Source organism: Chryseobacterium sp. WG23, assembly GCF_024586575.1.
GTDB lineage: Bacteria > Bacteroidota > Bacteroidia > Flavobacteriales > Weeksellaceae > Chryseobacterium.
This window is the reverse complement of sequence record NZ_JALCZE010000016.1, coordinates 88129-104791: the sequence shown is the minus strand read 5'-3', so window position 1 is coordinate 104791 and position 16663 is coordinate 88129. Positions and strand designations below refer to the sequence as shown.

Sequence of the window (16663 nt, the reverse complement as noted above, 5' to 3'; positions counted from 1 at the left end):
ATATGTCAAAAACCAATCAGCCGACTAATTACCCGGCGCTGTACACACTTGTACTTGTATTTTTTTTCTGGGGTTTTATTGCTGCCGGCAATAGTATTTTTATCCCTTTCTGTAAAAACTATTTTTCTCTTGACCAATTTCAGTCTCAGTTAATAGATTTTGCATTTTATACAGCTTATTTCCTGGGAGCATTGGTGCTCTTTATATTCAGTACTATAAAAGGGACTGATATAATTGGTAAATGGGGATATAAAAAGAGTATTGTTTATGGGCTTCTGCTTTCTGCCGTAGGTGCTGCCATTATGATCATTGCCGTTAAAAGCAATGTTTATTACGGGATGCTGATAGGGCTTTTTGTAGTTGCATTAGGATTTTCAATTCAGCAGACTGCCGCCAATCCTTTTGCGGTTCTACTGGGAGATCCTAAAACCGGAGCAAGCAGACAAAACCTTGCAGGAGGGATCAATTCCTTTGGAACATCCATAGGACCTATCATTGTAGGGCTGGCCCTGTTCGGAACTACAGCTACTGTAGATGATGACCAGATTAAACATTTGGCTCTTGATAAAGTTATTTTACTGTATACGGCAGTGGGAGCGCTTTTCTTAATTGCTGCCGGAATTTTTTATTTTTCGAAGAAACTTCCTGACGGAATCTCTACAGAACCTATGGAAAAAGCAGGAAAAGCCAGAAAAACACTGGTTGTAATGACTATACTGGTTATTCTTTTCTTTATTCCTGTGTTCAGCAGTTATAATTCTGCAGAAGCTAAAAATATTGAAATACTGGGTAATGAAATCACGGTATTGGATCAGACTTTAGAAAAAGAAACTGATGCTGCAAAAATCACAGCAGTCAAAAAACAGATCACTGATAAAAAAACAGAACAGGAAACCATCAAACACCCTTTAGAAAAGAAGAGAATGCTTTATCTTGGAGGAGCTTTACTTGCCGTAGTGGTTTCTCTTTTATTTGCTAATAACAGTGCCAAGAAAAATTCTGAAGGCTGGGGAGCCATGAAGTATCCACAGCTTTTATTAGGAATGATTGCTATTCTGGCCTATGTGGGTGTAGAAGTTGCCATAGGAAGTAACCTTGGAGAACTGTTAAGCATGCCTGAGTTTGGCGGACACCAATCTTCTGATCTTGCCCCTTATATTTCTATGTACTGGGGAAGTTTAATGATTGGACGTTGGACCGGTGCCATTGCTGTTTTCAACCTTAATAAACAACAGCAGACTATTGCCACAATCATTGTTCCTTTTATTGCATTTTCAGTGATTATCGGGATCAATACGATTGCACAGAAAGATATGTCCCATTTATACTATTATGCAGTTTGTGTAGCCATTCAGGTTATATTATTCCTGATCAGCAAAAATAAACCTGCCGTTACCCTGATTATTTTCGGTTTATTCGGAACTGCGGCTATGATTACCGGATTACTTACAACGGGTAATTTTGCCATCTATGCATTCCTTTCCGGAGGTCTTGCCTGCAGTATTATGTGGCCATCTATTTTCACCTTAGCCATTACCGGTTTAGGAAAATACACGGCTCAGGGTTCCGCGTTCTTGGTCATGATGATTTTAGGTGGAGGTATTATTCCTCCATTACAGGGGAAACTTGCTGATATTATCGGTATTCACAGCTCGTACATTATTCCTGTGTTATGTTTTGTTTACATTACAATATTTGCTTATTTGGCTAAAAAATCTTTATTTAGACAAGGAATTAATGTTGACGTTTTAGAATCCGAAGGTGCTCATTAAGAATATACACACATATAAGAAAAAGAGATTTTGGGCAGGTTTATTACTTGCCCAATTTCTTTTGTTTTACTGTTTTTCAAAATTGAAACTGATGATTTCTCTTTTTGAAGGATTTTTTGAACTTCAAAAGCCTCTTCACCAGGTTCTTTTCAGCTGGCTCCCTTTCTCTGCAGGAGATGTTATTTATATTGCATTAGGTATCTTTTTTCTGTATCACTTCTGTGCATTATTCAGGAAGAAAACGCGGAATAATTCTATCATCCGGATGCTGGGGGTTATTAATATTTTTTATTTTACATACCAGCTATTCTGGGGAATGCTGTACTTCCAGACCCCTATTATTAAAAAGCTATCAAACCAGGACGCACCGCACCTGAATAAGGCAAAAACACTGGCTTTAAAGTATCTTGAGAAGTGTAAAATAACCCGGCAGCATGTAAAAGAAGATCATAATGGGGTATTTGTGATTACTGATCTGAAATCTATACAACAGGAAATTCTCTTTCAGCAAACCAGGCTCCCAAAATATATTTCGGGTAAAAAAGCTCCGGAGATTCTCACTATTAAACCAAGCTTATTTAAAAATATAATGAGTTTTACAGGGATTCTGGGCTACTACAATCCCTTCACTGCTGAAGCACAGTATAATTCTGAACTGCCCTCTACCTTGATCCCCTTCACAACTGCTCATGAAAGTTCTCATCAACTTGGATTTGCCAGGGAACAGGAAGCTAATTTTGTGGGATATTTAATAGGAACGCAATCTGACAATACTGATTTGCGCTACAGTACTGAATATTTTACTTTAAAAAGCCTTTTAAGATTCATTGCAGAACAGGATCCTGATTTTGTAAAATCTGCTCTTCTGGGCTACTCTCCTGCCATGAAAAGAGACCGGGCTTATGAAAAGGCATTTATTACCAGTCATCAGGGCTGGCTGGATGATTTTTTTGGGTTCACCAACAATCTATTCTTGCAGAGCAATCAACAGGAAGGCTCCGTTACCTATTCCTATTTTATAGATCTCCTTTTAAATTACGAAAAATAATATTGTATAAAAAAAAGAATCGTATCAGGCGATACGATTCTAAAAACACAAATGATGAAAAAAAATTTATTACCTTGACTTGTTCCCTCATTCAAGGCGATGTAAAAGTACAATATATTTTATAAATACAAAAACATTTAATCCCTTTTTTAAAACTTTATGAAAACTTTATGATTTTTTAAGTTTTTTTGAGTCCAAACGCTCTTATTATTAACTTTAAAAATTCCCTTATTTAATAAGAAAACATCATTAAAAGTGGCTACAGGCTATAAAAAATCTATGAAATAAAATATTTGTTTAAAGATAAAACATCCGACTTATTCTCTGTTTTTTATGAACAAAAAAATTAGAGTTATCTATCAAAAAATAAAAGTATTTCAAAAAAAATTATGCTATTTATCCTCGAAAATATTAAACGGAAATTTAACTATTTTGACGTTTAATTTCGGAATTCCGACATTATTTGTTCGATGTAATAATTAAAATGATTAGGAAAAAAATTTACTGTCCGGGCCTAAAAATGTTTTGATCTGATAGATAACAGTCATTTTTAAGATCAAAAACAAAGCAATGACAAAGAAAGCAATCGTATCAACAAAATATTGAAAGTCAAACCAAATCCTATAAGATTAAGTTATATCTCACTAATAAAAGAAAAATATTTTTGTATATTTAAAACATCTATGTATTTTAGATGAAAATATTAATATGATTTTCGACAAACTAATTAACTATCTAAAACTTGATAAACAGGAGTTTATTTTCCAGTTCAATTCCCACCCCAATTACCCTTCAGCACTGGCTTTCAGTGATACTTTAAATTTCATGGGGATAAAAAATGATGCTTATGAGCTGGATAAAGAATATTGGGACGAATTGCCGGAAGAATTTATTGCCATAGTTGAAAATTCTTTTTCATTGGTAAAAAAGTCAGGAAATAGTTATGCTGTCTATTCAGAAAAATCAAAAACGATTGATAAAGATGAGCTTTACAAAAACTCTACGGACTTTGTGCTTTTATTTGAAAAAACTGTAGCTGCAGAAAATAAGCTTACGTTTAATTTTAAACCTATTCTCTATTTTATTTTTGCAACAGTTCTTATATATTCTTTCTTGAGTCAGACCATCTACGAAGCATTATTTAATTTACTTTCTCTTGCCGGGGTATATATATCTTTGGAAATCTTTAACCAAAAATTCGGAAATACCTCTGCTGTTATTGGAAGTATCTGCGGTGGAGCATCTACGGTCCAGACCGCAAATTCATGTGATAAGATTATCAAACAGGATAAAACCAGTATTTTTGGGCTAAAATTTTCGGATTTTTCATTAATATACTTTGCTGGGCTTGCGGTATTAGGACTTTTCCTTCCTTCCACTGCTTATATCGTAAAAGGATTTACCTTTGTTTCAGTAATTGCTATAGCTTATTCCCTTTATATACAGGCTTTTGTAGAGAAAACATTTTGCAGGGTTTGCTTATTGATTATTTCTGTACTGATTGGTCAATTGGTGATCAGCAGCCTATTTTTCCAAAATCTGTCTTTTGGAATAGGAGCACTTTTATTAACCGTTATATTATGGGTTCTTATTTTCTCGGCCATATTATATTTCAATAATCTTCTTGAACAAAAAGAAAATCTTCAAAAATCAAATGCTAAAAATCTTAGGTTCAAAAGAAATTATGAACTTTTTAAAAGTCAGCTACTGGAAAATGAAAAAATAACATTTCAGGATACACAAACTTTTTCCGTAGGACAAAAAGATTCAAAGCTTCGTATTTCTATAATTTCCAACCCTTATTGTGGTTTTTGCAAAGATGGCCATAAAATAATGGAAAACCTTCTGGAAAAATATCCAAACGATATTTCCGTACAAATGAGGTTTAATTATACCCCTGAAAGAGCCAATGAAAAATATACTCAGCTTATTTCAGACCTCACTCATATTTACAACAACAAATCGGAAAAAGAATTCCTGCATGCGGTAGAAGAATGGTTTGAAAGCAAAGATGAGAATAAGATCAACCTATTATCCGGAGGAGCTCCTACTTCTGAAAACCTGAGCCCTTTAATAGCGATGTCCGCAGAAAATAATAATGCAGGGCTGAACTTTACCCCTATTTTTCTTATCAATGGATATCAGTTCCCGGACAAATATGATCGTGAAGATATTTGGTTCTTCATTGATGAATTAATAGAGGATGAAGACTTTTAAACTAAGAAATACAATTGAATTAAAAATTTCACTATCTTAGGAAAAGAAAAATAACGTTCTAAAAGCTACATGAGAGCTGCAAAACTAAAACTAATAATATGAAACATATAAAGAATCTTTCAAGAGAGAATCTAATACCTCCAAAACGAGGAATTGCTCCAGACTGTACTTTAATACAGGCTTTAGCATACTATCACGGATCGAAAACAGAACCATCTAAAGAAGGTACTACAGATACATGCAACAAATGGTGCTATTTCTAGTAATCCATTTTATTGAGTTAGAACATTGAATAAAGTAAAAAATGTCGTCACCTTATGACGGCATTTTATAATGAGTATTAGTTTTGAAGAAATTTCCTTTTTATAAGCAACCAGATGCCAAAGACTGCGGCCCTACCTGCCTCAGGATTGTAAGCAAATATTATGGCAAAAGCATATCGTTACAGCAAATTCGTGCCCTTTCTGAAACCACCCGTGAAGGAAGCAGCCTTCTGGGGCTAAGTGATGCCGCAGAAAACTTAGGATTCCGTTCCTTAGGTGTACAAATAGATTTTAATACCCTTACACAGGAAGTTCCATTTCCCTGCATTGCCCATTGGAACAAAAACCATTTCGTAGTTATTTATAAGATTGATAAAAATAACAAGGTTTATATATCCGATCCCAGCTATGGGCTCATCACCTATGACCGTGATGAGTTTATCAAATTCTGGATTGGTGAAAATGCCAATGAAAACACGGAAGAAGGTATTGTTCTTATTCTGGAAACAACACCCACTTTTTTCCAGACTGAATTTGATACTGACCAAAGTAAGGCCAGCTTTTCTTTTCTTTCCAGGTATTTATTTAAATATAAATCATTGGTCATTCAGCTGGCGGTAGGTCTTCTCGCAGGAAGTTTACTATCCCTGATTTTCCCGTTTCTTACCCAGAGTATTGTAGACGTGGGTATTCAAAATCAGGATATTAATTTTATTTATCTTGTACTTACTGCACAGATTATGCTTTTCCTTGGAAGAATGGGAATAGAAATGATCCGAAGCTGGATCCTGCTCCACCTCTCTGCCAGAATTAACATCTCCATTATCTCAGATTTCTTTATCAAACTGATGAGGCTTCCTATAAGCTTCTTCGATACGAGAATGACTGGAGATATCATGCAGAGAATTAATGACCATCACAGGATAGAACAACTTCTTACAAGTTCTTCATTAAATACCCTGTTCTCATTAGTCAATCTTATCATCTTTAGTATCGTTTTACTTTTGTATGACTACAGATTGTTTCTGGTTTATTTTGTAGGAGCTATCTTATACATAGGCTGGATCAGCTTCTTCCTTAAAAAGAGAAAGGAACTTGATTATAAGCGGTTTTCTCAGGTTTCTCAGGAGCAGAGTAAAGTAATTGAGCTTATCAACGGTATGCAGGAGATTAAAATGCATAATGCCGAAAAACAGAAAAGATGGGATTGGGAGTTTTTACAGGTAAAGCTATTTAAAATAAGAATAAAATCTCTCAGCCTTGAACAGTGGCAGTCTGTAGGAGGAAACTTTATCAACCAGATGAAAGATATCCTGGTCAGCTTCCTTTCTGCAAAATTGGTTTTAAGCGGAAACCTTACTCTAGGGATGATGCTTTCTGTACAGTATATCATCGGACAGCTTAACAGCCCACTGCTTCAGTTGATCGATTTTATAAAACAAACCCAGGACGCTAAGATCTCTCTGGAAAGATTAGGTGAAATTCATGATAAAGATGATGAAGAGGATAAAAATGAACAGTATGCTACGGATATTCCTCATAAAGATATTGAAGTAAAGGATATTTCCTTCAGATATATCGGTTCTGATGTTCCCGTTTTTGAAAATTTAAGTCTTCGTATTCCTTTTCAGAAGACTACTGCCATCGTAGGAGCCAGTGGAAGCGGAAAAACAACGCTGCTTAAACTATTAATGAAGTTTTACGATCCTGATCAGGGAGAGATCAGAATAGGAAGTACCAGTCTGAAAAATATCTCACCAAGACACTGGAGAGACCATTGCGGAGTGGTTATGCAGGAGGGTTATGTATTCAATGATACTATTGCCAACAACATTGCTGTAGGAGAAGACCATATTGATAAGAAAAAACTCAGACGTGCGGTAGAAATTGCCAATATCAAAGACTTTATAGAAAGCCTTCCCCTTAGCTATAATACAAAGATAGGAAATGAAGGAGTTGGGGTAAGTGGAGGCCAAAAGCAGAGGCTTTTTATAGCAAGAGCAGTATACAAGTCACCTGAATATATTTTATTTGATGAAGCAACATCAGCACTGGATGCCAATAATGAGAAGATTATTATGGAAAATCTTGAGCAATTCTTCAAAGGTAAAACTGCAGTAGTGATCGCCCACCGTCTTTCAACCGTAAAACATGCCGACAATATCATTGTATTGGATAAAGGAAAAGTTGTGGAAGAAGGCAGCCATGCCGAGCTTGTAGATATGCGGGGAGAATATTACAGACTTGTTAAAAACCAACTGGAATTAGGAAATTAATAAAACCGTAAAAATTGTTTCTCCCGGAACATTGATGAAATTTTACTTTAAAACATGAAAGAAGACATTTTAGACAATATAGAACTCCGCTCAGAAAGCGTACAGGATATCCTTACCCAGCCGCCACATTGGATGATACGCTGGGGAAATACCATTATTTTTGTTATTCTCCTGCTCATCCTTGTAATGAGCTACATTATAAAATATCCGGAATTTGTTCCGGCTCCCATTATTGTAACTTCTCAAAACCCTCCCGAAAAATTAGAGGCAAGAACGAGTTCCAAAATTGAAAAAATATTTATCAAAGATCATCAGGAAGTAAAGAAAAATGACCTTCTGATGGTGATGCAGTCCGCGGCTAATTATAAAGATGTACTGGAGCTGAAAAAGCTGGTAGATTCTACCGCACCTAATCAACTCTACTCTTTTCCTCTTTCCGTAACTTCAAGATTTAAACTTGGAGAACTTCAGGGGGATTATAATAATTTTGCAAAAGCATTTCAGGATGAGGAGCTTTTTACAAGACTTCAGCCTTATGCACCGGAAAACCTGGCTGCTAATCAGAGTATTTTGGAAAACAGAGGAAGAATATCTACCTTAAGACAGCAAAAAAATCTGGAGCTCGCTAAATATGACCTTACGAAGAAAAACTTCCAGAGATCTCAGGAGCTTTTTAATCAAGGGGTAATTTCTTCTTTGGAGCTTGAAAATGAAAAAATAAAATACATCCAGGCTCAGCAGAACATTGAAAACCTTAACATTTCCATCTCTCAGATGGAAGAAGGCATTTCCAATCTTAATAAAACCAAAAGCGGTACGGCCATTAATACAGAAAAAGATAAGATCACCTATTCTTCTCAAACCCTACAATTGTTTGAGCAATTGCGTAAATCTTTAAAACAATGGGAACAGAATTTTCTTGTGATCTCTTCTACAGATGGTATCGCCAGTTTCCAGCAGTTTTTCGGAGAAAATCAGTTTGTAAAAGTAGGAGACCCTATCCTATCTATTCTTCCTGAGAATAAGGAAAAATTAGTTGGCAGAATGTCTGTTCCTACCGTAAACTCCGGAAAGATTATTCCTGGAGAGAAAGTTCTTATTAAACTTGATAATTATCGTTTCCAAGAGTATGGTATCATAGAAGGTAAAGTTCAGAATATCTCACTCATCCCTGATGATAAAGGTAACTATTACGTGGATGTGGTTTTGCCGAAAGGATTAAAGACAAGCTATAATAAAACGCTTACCTTCGATAAAGAGCTTAGAGGAAGTGCTGAAATTGTCACTCAGGATTTAAGGCTTATTGAAAGGTTCTTCTACCAGATCAGAAAATTACTTGGCTACCAAAGCTAAACATAAAAATAAACCCGCAGATTTGCGGGTTTATTTTTTATAGACTTTGTAAATATTAGATTTATTTTTTAGGTTTCACTTTTAAAAAGATAAAACTATAATCTGTAGGGATATTGGTACCAATCACAGGAGCATTTTTATGACAGTCCATACACTGTTTGCTCTGAGCATAGGTTTCCATGGTTGTATTTGAGATCTGGTTGGGCTTTATTCCTCCTTCCATAAGTGGAGTCTGCTTGTTATTATCTTTATCGGCAACCGGATTTTCCGGCCATTGGATATTCACAAGCTGATAATACTGCCATACTGATTTCGGATTACTGGCCCTGATCAGCTGTTGCATCTGGGCATTCAATTTTTGAACACTCTGGCTTATTTTATTTACCCTTACCACCTGAACAGGTTTATTTAAGCTGTCTTTTCCGGGAACCGGAGACTGATTAGCCGGATCTTTACTGTTTGGATTGTAAAAACTGTACTTTACAGAAGGATCAGCAGGTCCGGGTCCGGGGGCATTATTAACGTGTTCGAAGGTCATCCAGTTCAGCTGAGGAGACTGTGGCGTTTTACGGATAATATGTAAACCTACCAGTCCGAGATATTTTTGTGTATATTTCCCATAGATAGGTTTTTTCCCGTTAAACCCTTTAATTTCCGGCACCATAGCCTGGGATATTTTATAATAATTTTTCAGGGAGTCTAATTGATCATCAGGAATTACACGCCATGCTGCTTTTAATTCCATAGATTCATTCGGCAGCCATACTCCATTATTTTTTGTACCAAAAGCTTTCAGATTATCATAATCATAAAGTTTATTTTGCCGGATAAAATCACTTTCAAGGTTATTGATCTTAATTTCATACCAGACTATATTTCCATTCTGATCAGTAAGCCAGGCTCCTTCAGCCTGCATGATTTCATCTACATTACTACTGCCTACTGCAGCTCTAAGGGTAGCTTTAGGAAGACTTGAGATGATATCCGTAAATTTATTGATCTCATTAATTCTCTTGATATAGCCTGTTTTACTTTTAAGATTCCATGCCAAAGGCGGCTTAGAAGCAAATACATCATCAATACTTAAAAAACTTTCCCATACTGTAGGACTGTAATCTCCGGGCATCCCATAATTGGCAGCTGTTGCTGTAGTATCCGGAATACCGCGCTGCGCAGAAGCAATCCAGTTTAAGGCAATAAAATTTTTCCAGGCAAAACAATTCAGCACTTCCTGGGAACTGTGGGCACAGGTAGAATCTGCAGCCAGTTCATAACTTATTGCAGGTGGATTACAATAAGCTCCACAGAAAATTGTTTCACCGGTTACTTTTTTCGAAAAGCCTGTTGCAGAGTTTAGCTTCTTATCCTTTTTACTGGATTCGCATGAGGCTATACTCACTATGGCAAGTGACCATATTAAAATTAAAGCTTTCATTTCAATATTTTTTTAACCTGTTCTATTTGCTGGCTGGAAAGTAACGTACGGTTTGGAGTACGGTCTGCTTTAGGTAACGAACCTGCTGCAACTACTTCCAATACTCCTGATAATGCAAATTTGGGATCCGAAGCATTATTATACAGGGTAAGCGGTTTTTCTCCCAAAGCCACACCAGTGTCCGTTGTTATGTTAATCAGGAAAAGCTGTGTATATTCATCCAAATTCTGAAAATCCGTTACAGTAGCCGTAATTCCCGGGCCAAAATCAAAACCTGCTTGCTGAGTGGCTCCGTTAGCCAGGACTGCAATCCCTTCTGTGGTTGTTCCGGCCTCAACCTGAGTAATACAGGAAGTCAGGTTTGAAAAAGTATTCAGTTTATTATAAAGGCTGGCCTGTAGCAAATTGTTATCCAGCAAATATTGTACACTTGGAAGCGTGGTGGCAGGTATTCCCACCGGAGGAAATTTTTCAGGCTGCTGTCCCTGTGCGGGATTCAATCCCGTGCCGGCAAGCTGTACGAAAAAAGTATCTGCAATTTGGGAACCCCATTTCAGAGGTTTTTTATTGACCAATATATCACTCAGCTTAAAGTTCGCATCAGCAGGTACAGAAAATCTTGTATGAAGCAACATATTGTGAGGATAATAGGTAATTCCTTTGTTTTTCAAAGCTCCCCTTACCACAGTATAACAGTCTTCAATCTTATAATTGGCAGAAGCCGGCATTTCAAATTGATCAAAATGAGGAACCTGTCCATATAATGCAATTGGATTTGTTAAAGATACCTGCACATTATGATTATACACCAATGAATTTACGTTCTGCCCGATGCGGGGATCACTGTTTCTATAGATCTGCCCATACTGAGCTGCACAAATCAATGTATTGGCATCGGTTATTACATGTCCGTTTTGCACTCTGAGTATGGTAGCTGCTGCCCCAAGATATATTTCTGCTCCTAATGAGTTGGGAGGACTTGTAAGATGTACGGCCCCACCTCCTGAAGGAGTAGCATCCGGTCCGCTGTTCCATTTATTGATTGGATTATAGGCAGGAAGCCCGGTTTCTCTTACAATAACAGGATTTCCATGACTGTCCAGCAGATATAAATCTTCTTTCTGAACATTTTCATTATTAAGAATTTCCTGATATAATGAAACTACTGTATCCGGAGAGACTTTCCACATGTGGAACCAATATTCCGGATTTTCATGCGTAAAATTAACGGCAATGATATCTCCATTCTCATCCCTTGTTACGGCCCATTCGCAATATTCATCCTGCCACCCTCTGGGGCCTGCAGGTCCGAAAGCTTTAGTTCCCGTATCAGTAGGATCACAGGGGTTTCTTGGAACCGTAAGAGTCATATTATACTTTTGTCCAAAAGCTATGGGACCGATATCTGCCAGTTCGTGTAATTTATCCTCATAATCCAGCTTACCAAACTTTTCGGTAAAAAGAGTAGTAAAATAGTGATTGATTCTGTTGGGAAAAGCATTCCATTGGATAGGAACCGTATTATTTTCATCAGGGATCGAAGGAGTCTCTAATGGGTTATAATACCAGCTTCTGGGATTATCATATGTACTTGACCATGGATTTCCCATTATCGAATTTACCGTACAGTATTTCACATAATTACTCCATGCATTATGAAGCTGTTCTCTCAAATCCGGATTGTCTTTAAAATCTTTTTCTGCCTGATAGGCTGGGGTGTCAAATGTTTTCATGGTGTTAAGTTTTATTATAGTTTTATCTTGAATAAATTATTTTAATCTAACCCATGCAGATAATACATCGGTAAAACCTTGGATAGGTTTTCTGGAGATCAATCAAAATGGTTATTGCTATTTCAAAGCTAGAAATTATCTGTGGGAATAGATTACGTATTTCTACCCATTTTCTCCAATCCGTGAAAAATACGAAACCCTAAAAAAAATCAGTCAGTTTACCATTTTAAGTAAACTGAAAAAAATGTTTGGAATTATTGAGATTAGCAGCCGAAATTTACAGTGATAATATTTTTGAAAGTTGTATGGTAAAGAACTCAGTCAAATGATACGTACTCAATAAGTGAATCGGATTTTGCTGTAAGTTTTATGCCTTTAAAAAATGTAAAGACTATACATATGGTAAGCAACATTTGGATCAGGTTATAAACTTTGGATTAAGCAAAAACCTCTTGTTGGGATAACATTCAGAAACTCATGCTGCATTGAATAAAATATGTGGTTTTTATATTTTGATTTGAAAATAGGGTGGAAATAACATTTTATTTACGCAAGAGAATAGTAATTCGGATGTACTATTGTAAGAAAGCAAAGAAAAGTGACTTTGTCGCCGAATAAGTGATATAAAAAGTTAGTTTCATCAAAATCGATTCTAATCGATTCATTCTTGGCTCATTTAAAATCAAGCATACTAAAATAGAACTTTGCATCAAAGAGAACGTGCATTGATGTAAGTTTATATTACTTCAGCTTTTGCACCTGGCCAACTTTTTGCCTAGCCCCAACTTTTGTATCTGATCCCGAATACTGAGAAAAAAAAGAATAAAGTATATATAAAAGAAAAACGGAAAAGTAATGATTACTTTTCCGTTTATTGTAGCGAAGACGGGAATTGAACCCGTGACCTCAGGGTTATGAATCCTGCGCTCTAACCGACTGAGCTACCTCGCCTTTTTGGTGGTGCAAATATAGAAAATATTTCTTTACCTCCAAAATTATTTTAGCTTAAAATACTCTAAAACATCGCCAACATGGTCTGGTTTGTTGATTATCTTATTGTTAGCATCTAAAATAAAATACGTTGGTGTTGCATGAATATTGTAAGTATCTACATACGTACTGTTCCATCCTCTCAATTCCGTATCGTTGATCCAAGGAAAAGCAGCAATCTTGGTAGCATAAGAATTCTTATCAACATCTAAAGATAGGGCAACAACCTGAATATTTTTTGCTTTAAGCTCATTGTATTTTTCCAACAGCTTCGGAAGTTCACTTTCACAGTGAGAACATGTGGATGACCAGAAGATAATCACTTTTTTATCTGCTTTTACATCATAAAGTGACTTAGCATTGGTGTTAGCCGGTGCCTGGAATTTATAATTAGGGAAAGCAGCTCCTATTTGAACATTAGCATTAGATTTCAGTGTAGAAGCCAGCCTGTCATTAATGGTACATTTAAGGTTCTTGGCAAGGCCCAGATATTTATCCTTAAACTCGTCCATCTGGTATACATCAAAGATATCTATCAATTCCGACAAAACAGTCTGTCCTCTTGGAGTTTCTACCTTTAAGCGGTCTAAAAGCTTATCTACAGATCCTCCTACATTGGTATTACCGCCTGAATTCAGATAGGCAACCAGTACAGGTCTCAGCAAAGATGAACTTTCAAGCATATCATTCGATTTATCCAGGAAATTGATAATATCATCAGGATTAACCTTTTTAGCAGGATCAGATGAATTGGACAGGAACTTACTATAATTGCTGTTGTAATAAGAAATAAACGGATGGTTTGCTGCATCAATAGAAGATGAAGTACCGGAAAGTCTGCCAATCTCGGCATTTAAAGCTTTTCCAAACTCCGTATTATCTTTATAATATTCTTTAATCTGAGCTAAAGCAGGAAGAATAAGCTCTTTTTTTTGTGAACCTTCCTGTTGTTTGCTCATCAGCTCATTCGCTTCGTCCAGATAGAAAACATCTTTGATTTTATTATTTTGGATATCCAGTTTTACATTGACATTTTTATTTTCAGAAATAAAATTGATTGTATTATTACTACTGGGGAAGTAAACTTTCATCATTCCCATATAGTTACTGGGATATTTAAAAGTCCATGTATTACTCTTACTTTGTTCTTTGGTAACAATAATATCCTTTGAACCGTTTAATGTATATAGAATAGCATCCTGATCTTTAAAATCTGCCGGTGTCTGCACTGTAACAGTAAATTGTGCCTGCAGAGAAAATGCGGCTAAAACCGCAGATAATATATAAATCTTTTTCATATAGTAAAAATAAAAAAACTCTCTGACTAATCAGAGAGTTTAATATTATTTTAATAAAATTTTATGCTTTTTGATTTTTGTACTTTTTTGTAAAGAATACAATAAATGTAATTGCAATAGCAGAAAGTACAAATACATACATATCAATTGGTGAGGATGGTGCTCCTGTACCATTTCCTCCATTTCCTCCTCCTCCTGGTATCGGGGGAGCAGCGTTCACCAACAATATGGTGAAGAGAAAAAAAGCGGATGCTAGTTTACTAATAGTTTTCATATTGATTATTTTAAGATTTTTGTGTTAACAGTTTCACCCTTGTCAGAGACAATTTTTACTATATAAGAATTTTTAATAGAGTTATTAAGCTCGATTACAAAATCCCTAGATGCATCAACCGCTTTTTTAGAGATTACCAGTTTACCGCTCATATCATAAACTTCAATATCTGCTTTTTTCCAGTTTGGATCAAATCTAACAATATAATTTGTAATTGACGGATCGTATACCACCAACGTTCTTGATGGTGATGCCGTTGTTTTCTTATCTTTAATAGCTAAAGTAGCATCATTAGGCTGTCCATAATATAAATTTGCTTCTTCATTGGTAACAGGAACAATATCTCCCTGTTTAGCCTGTAGTATACTTCCGTTTTCTGCTTTATAGTAGAAACCGATACCTGAAGATAACTGGTGCACTCCTGCAGGAATTAATTCTGCATTTTCTCTCACCTCAAATTTATAAAACTTAACTTTATCCTGATAATAGTTTACTAACTTAACATTTTTACCTTTAAAAGTGTCTTCATTAGCTTCATTGATATATAACCAATAATTCGTATTGTTATTATCATACCCTCCATTTATTGATTCTTCAAAAGTACCGATGATGTTCTTACCGGCTGAAGCCTGTACTGTAGTTGCTACAGAAACCTGATGACCTGTTGTAAATTCCGGAGAAACTACATAATAAGTTCTTGCAATTTCTTTTTGATTGGCATCAAGACCAATAACTCCAAGTTGTTTGATAGTTCCTCTGTCGTTAGCATGTCTTGCTGCTGTTACAGTATAATCAGTACCCGCTGCTCTTGCCGTTTCCTTAAATCTCCTTAATGTATTAAAATTTAAAGTCTGAACATTGTTGTTTCTCAACTTTATTTTAAATGACTGCATAGGTTTGATGACCACTAAATCTACATCTCCAATTGCCGGAGCTACACCATCCCCTGTAGGGAAGAAGGTAACTACTCTTGAATCGGTAGAATAGGTAGAGCCAGTAGAAAGAGTATGAACCGTACCTGGATTGTATTCAACACCCCAGATGTTTGTCACAGCATTCCCGTCAGAACCCGTAGGGCTCTCGGTATATCCTATTTTAGATAAGTCAATGTTCGTTAAGAATGGATTTCCGAATTGGTAGAAATTTTTCCCATATGTTCCAGCCCATGGAGCAATAGTATATTCAAATGAGTCGTCCAGATAAGTATTGTACTTCTCATTATATGCATTGTTTGTACTTCCGTTTATTCCGAAGTTCACATTTCCTGCATTTTGAAGCGTTGTAGTACCAGCAAACTGAGCATACGGTACTCCGTTAATGGTGTACACATTCCCTGTTGCCGGGGCACTTGCGCTCCAGTCATTGTTGGTCACTTTCAACATATAGTATCCAGGACCATCAGTGGTAGTGGTAGCTAAGTTGGTGAAGTGATTAGATACAGCTGCAGTATTATCCCATTTCAAAATTGGATTACCGTATCTTGCTGTATTAAAGGTTTTACCAAGTTCAGTAGATAATGTATTCAACGCTTTACCGTAGAAAGGCAACGCTATTTGTTGATAATAACTCGCAGTAGTAGAACCTCCATGGTTTGTTGTTCTATACTCTTTACTTACAACACCTGTAATATTGGATTGGGATAGTCCATCAATGTACAGTTGTCCATAAGTAGAAGTTGCAAAGGAAGCTGGAGTGTTCATTCTTAAAACAATATTTCCACCATCGGTTTTAGCTGCACCTGCAGCATCAATTGTTTTAAAAGCATCTCCGGTTGCTCCTACAACCATAATATTCCCGTGTACATCCAAAAGGCCATTACCTCTGGTTTGTACACCACCACCGCTATATACTAGGGTGCCTTCGCTCACATACATATTAGCGTTAGTGTCTACGTGACATAAAACATTCTGCGCCTGAACAGAATAGCTAACGGCTAAAAGACCTATAGCAAATAAACTTTTTCTCATTGTATAAATAATTTGTGTGTTAATACAATCTCACCCG

At 36.2% G+C, this 16663-nt stretch carries 10 protein-coding genes and 1 tRNA gene; 5 read left to right on the top strand and 6 right to left on the bottom strand.

The features are described 5' to 3' along the window. The first annotated feature begins 2 nt into the window (after positions 1–2). From MP477_RS21340 to MP477_RS21320, 5 genes are all read left to right on the top strand, one after another. Positions 3–1772, top strand: coding sequence for an MFS transporter (locus MP477_RS21340; RefSeq protein WP_257192016.1), 1770 nt, complete (start codon positions 3–5; stop codon positions 1770–1772). Between the two features lie 91 nt (positions 1773–1863). Next, positions 1864–2820 (top strand): DUF3810 domain-containing protein, encoded by a 957-nt coding sequence (locus tag MP477_RS21335; RefSeq protein ID WP_306552799.1) that lies wholly within the window; start codon positions 1864–1866, stop codon positions 2818–2820. Between the two features lie 708 nt (positions 2821–3528). After that, positions 3529–5037 (top strand): vitamin K epoxide reductase family protein, encoded by a 1509-nt coding sequence (locus tag MP477_RS21330; RefSeq protein WP_257192014.1) that lies wholly within the window; start codon positions 3529–3531, stop codon positions 5035–5037. Between the two features lie 346 nt (positions 5038–5383). Continuing rightward, positions 5384–7576 carry a peptidase domain-containing ABC transporter gene (locus tag MP477_RS21325; protein ID WP_230041061.1) on the top strand — a complete coding sequence of 731 codons (2193 nt, stop codon included), beginning with the start codon at positions 5384–5386 and terminating at the stop codon, positions 7574–7576. 54 nt (positions 7577–7630) lie between these two features. Continuing rightward, positions 7631–8929 carry an HlyD family secretion protein gene (locus MP477_RS21320; RefSeq protein WP_230041062.1) on the top strand — a complete coding sequence of 433 codons (1299 nt, stop codon included), beginning with the start codon at positions 7631–7633 and terminating at the stop codon, positions 8927–8929. Between the two features lie 61 nt (positions 8930–8990). On the opposite strand, the gene MP477_RS21315 is transcribed toward MP477_RS21320, so the two are convergent. From MP477_RS21315 to MP477_RS21290, 6 genes are all read right to left on the bottom strand, one after another. Further along, entirely contained in the window at positions 8991–10364 is a 1374-nt protein-coding gene (locus tag MP477_RS21315) for a hypothetical protein (protein ID WP_257192013.1), read from the bottom strand. Next, positions 10361–12097, bottom strand: a complete 1737-nt coding sequence (locus tag MP477_RS21310) for a hypothetical protein (protein WP_257192012.1) — start codon at positions 12095–12097, stop codon at positions 10361–10363. Before MP477_RS21310 ends, MP477_RS21315 begins: the two co-directional genes overlap by 4 nt. 877 nt (positions 12098–12974) lie before the next feature. After that, positions 12975–13048 (bottom strand) — tRNA-Met (locus MP477_RS21305). A gap of 44 nt (positions 13049–13092) precedes the next feature. Then, positions 13093–14385, bottom strand: a complete 1293-nt coding sequence (locus MP477_RS21300) for a TlpA disulfide reductase family protein (protein WP_257192011.1) — start codon at positions 14383–14385, stop codon at positions 13093–13095. Positions 14386–14446: 61 nt separating this feature from the next. Further along, positions 14447–14659, bottom strand: a complete 213-nt coding sequence (locus tag MP477_RS21295; RefSeq protein ID WP_257192010.1) for a signal peptidase — start codon at positions 14657–14659, stop codon at positions 14447–14449. Between the two features lie 5 nt (positions 14660–14664). Next, entirely contained in the window at positions 14665–16626 is a 1962-nt protein-coding gene (locus tag MP477_RS21290; RefSeq protein WP_257192009.1) for a T9SS type A sorting domain-containing protein, read from the bottom strand. Positions 16627–16663: the final 37 nt, after the last annotated feature.

What these genes read in the sequence shown, in the direction of transcription:
- MP477_RS21340 (WP_257192016.1), top strand. Translation starts at nt 3, where the DNA reads ATGTCAAAAACCAATCAGCCGACTAATTACCCGGCGCTGTACACACTT.
- MP477_RS21335 (WP_306552799.1), top strand. Translation starts at nt 1,864, where the DNA reads ATGATTTCTCTTTTTGAAGGATTTTTTGAACTTCAAAAGCCTCTTCAC.
- MP477_RS21330 (WP_257192014.1), top strand. Translation starts at nt 3,529, where the DNA reads ATGATTTTCGACAAACTAATTAACTATCTAAAACTTGATAAACAGGAG.
- MP477_RS21320 (WP_230041062.1), top strand. Translation starts at nt 7,631, where the DNA reads ATGAAAGAAGACATTTTAGACAATATAGAACTCCGCTCAGAAAGCGTA.
- MP477_RS21315 (WP_257192013.1), bottom strand. Translation starts at nt 10,364, where the DNA reads ATGAAAGCTTTAATTTTAATATGGTCACTTGCCATAGTGAGTATAGCC.
- MP477_RS21310 (WP_257192012.1), bottom strand. Translation starts at nt 12,097, where the DNA reads ATGAAAACATTTGACACCCCAGCCTATCAGGCAGAAAAAGATTTTAAA.
- MP477_RS21300 (WP_257192011.1), bottom strand. Translation starts at nt 14,385, where the DNA reads ATGAAAAAGATTTATATATTATCTGCGGTTTTAGCCGCATTTTCTCTG.
- MP477_RS21295 (WP_257192010.1), bottom strand. Translation starts at nt 14,659, where the DNA reads ATGAAAACTATTAGTAAACTAGCATCCGCTTTTTTTCTCTTCACCATA.
- MP477_RS21290 (WP_257192009.1), bottom strand. Translation starts at nt 16,626, where the DNA reads ATGAGAAAAAGTTTATTTGCTATAGGTCTTTTAGCCGTTAGCTATTCT.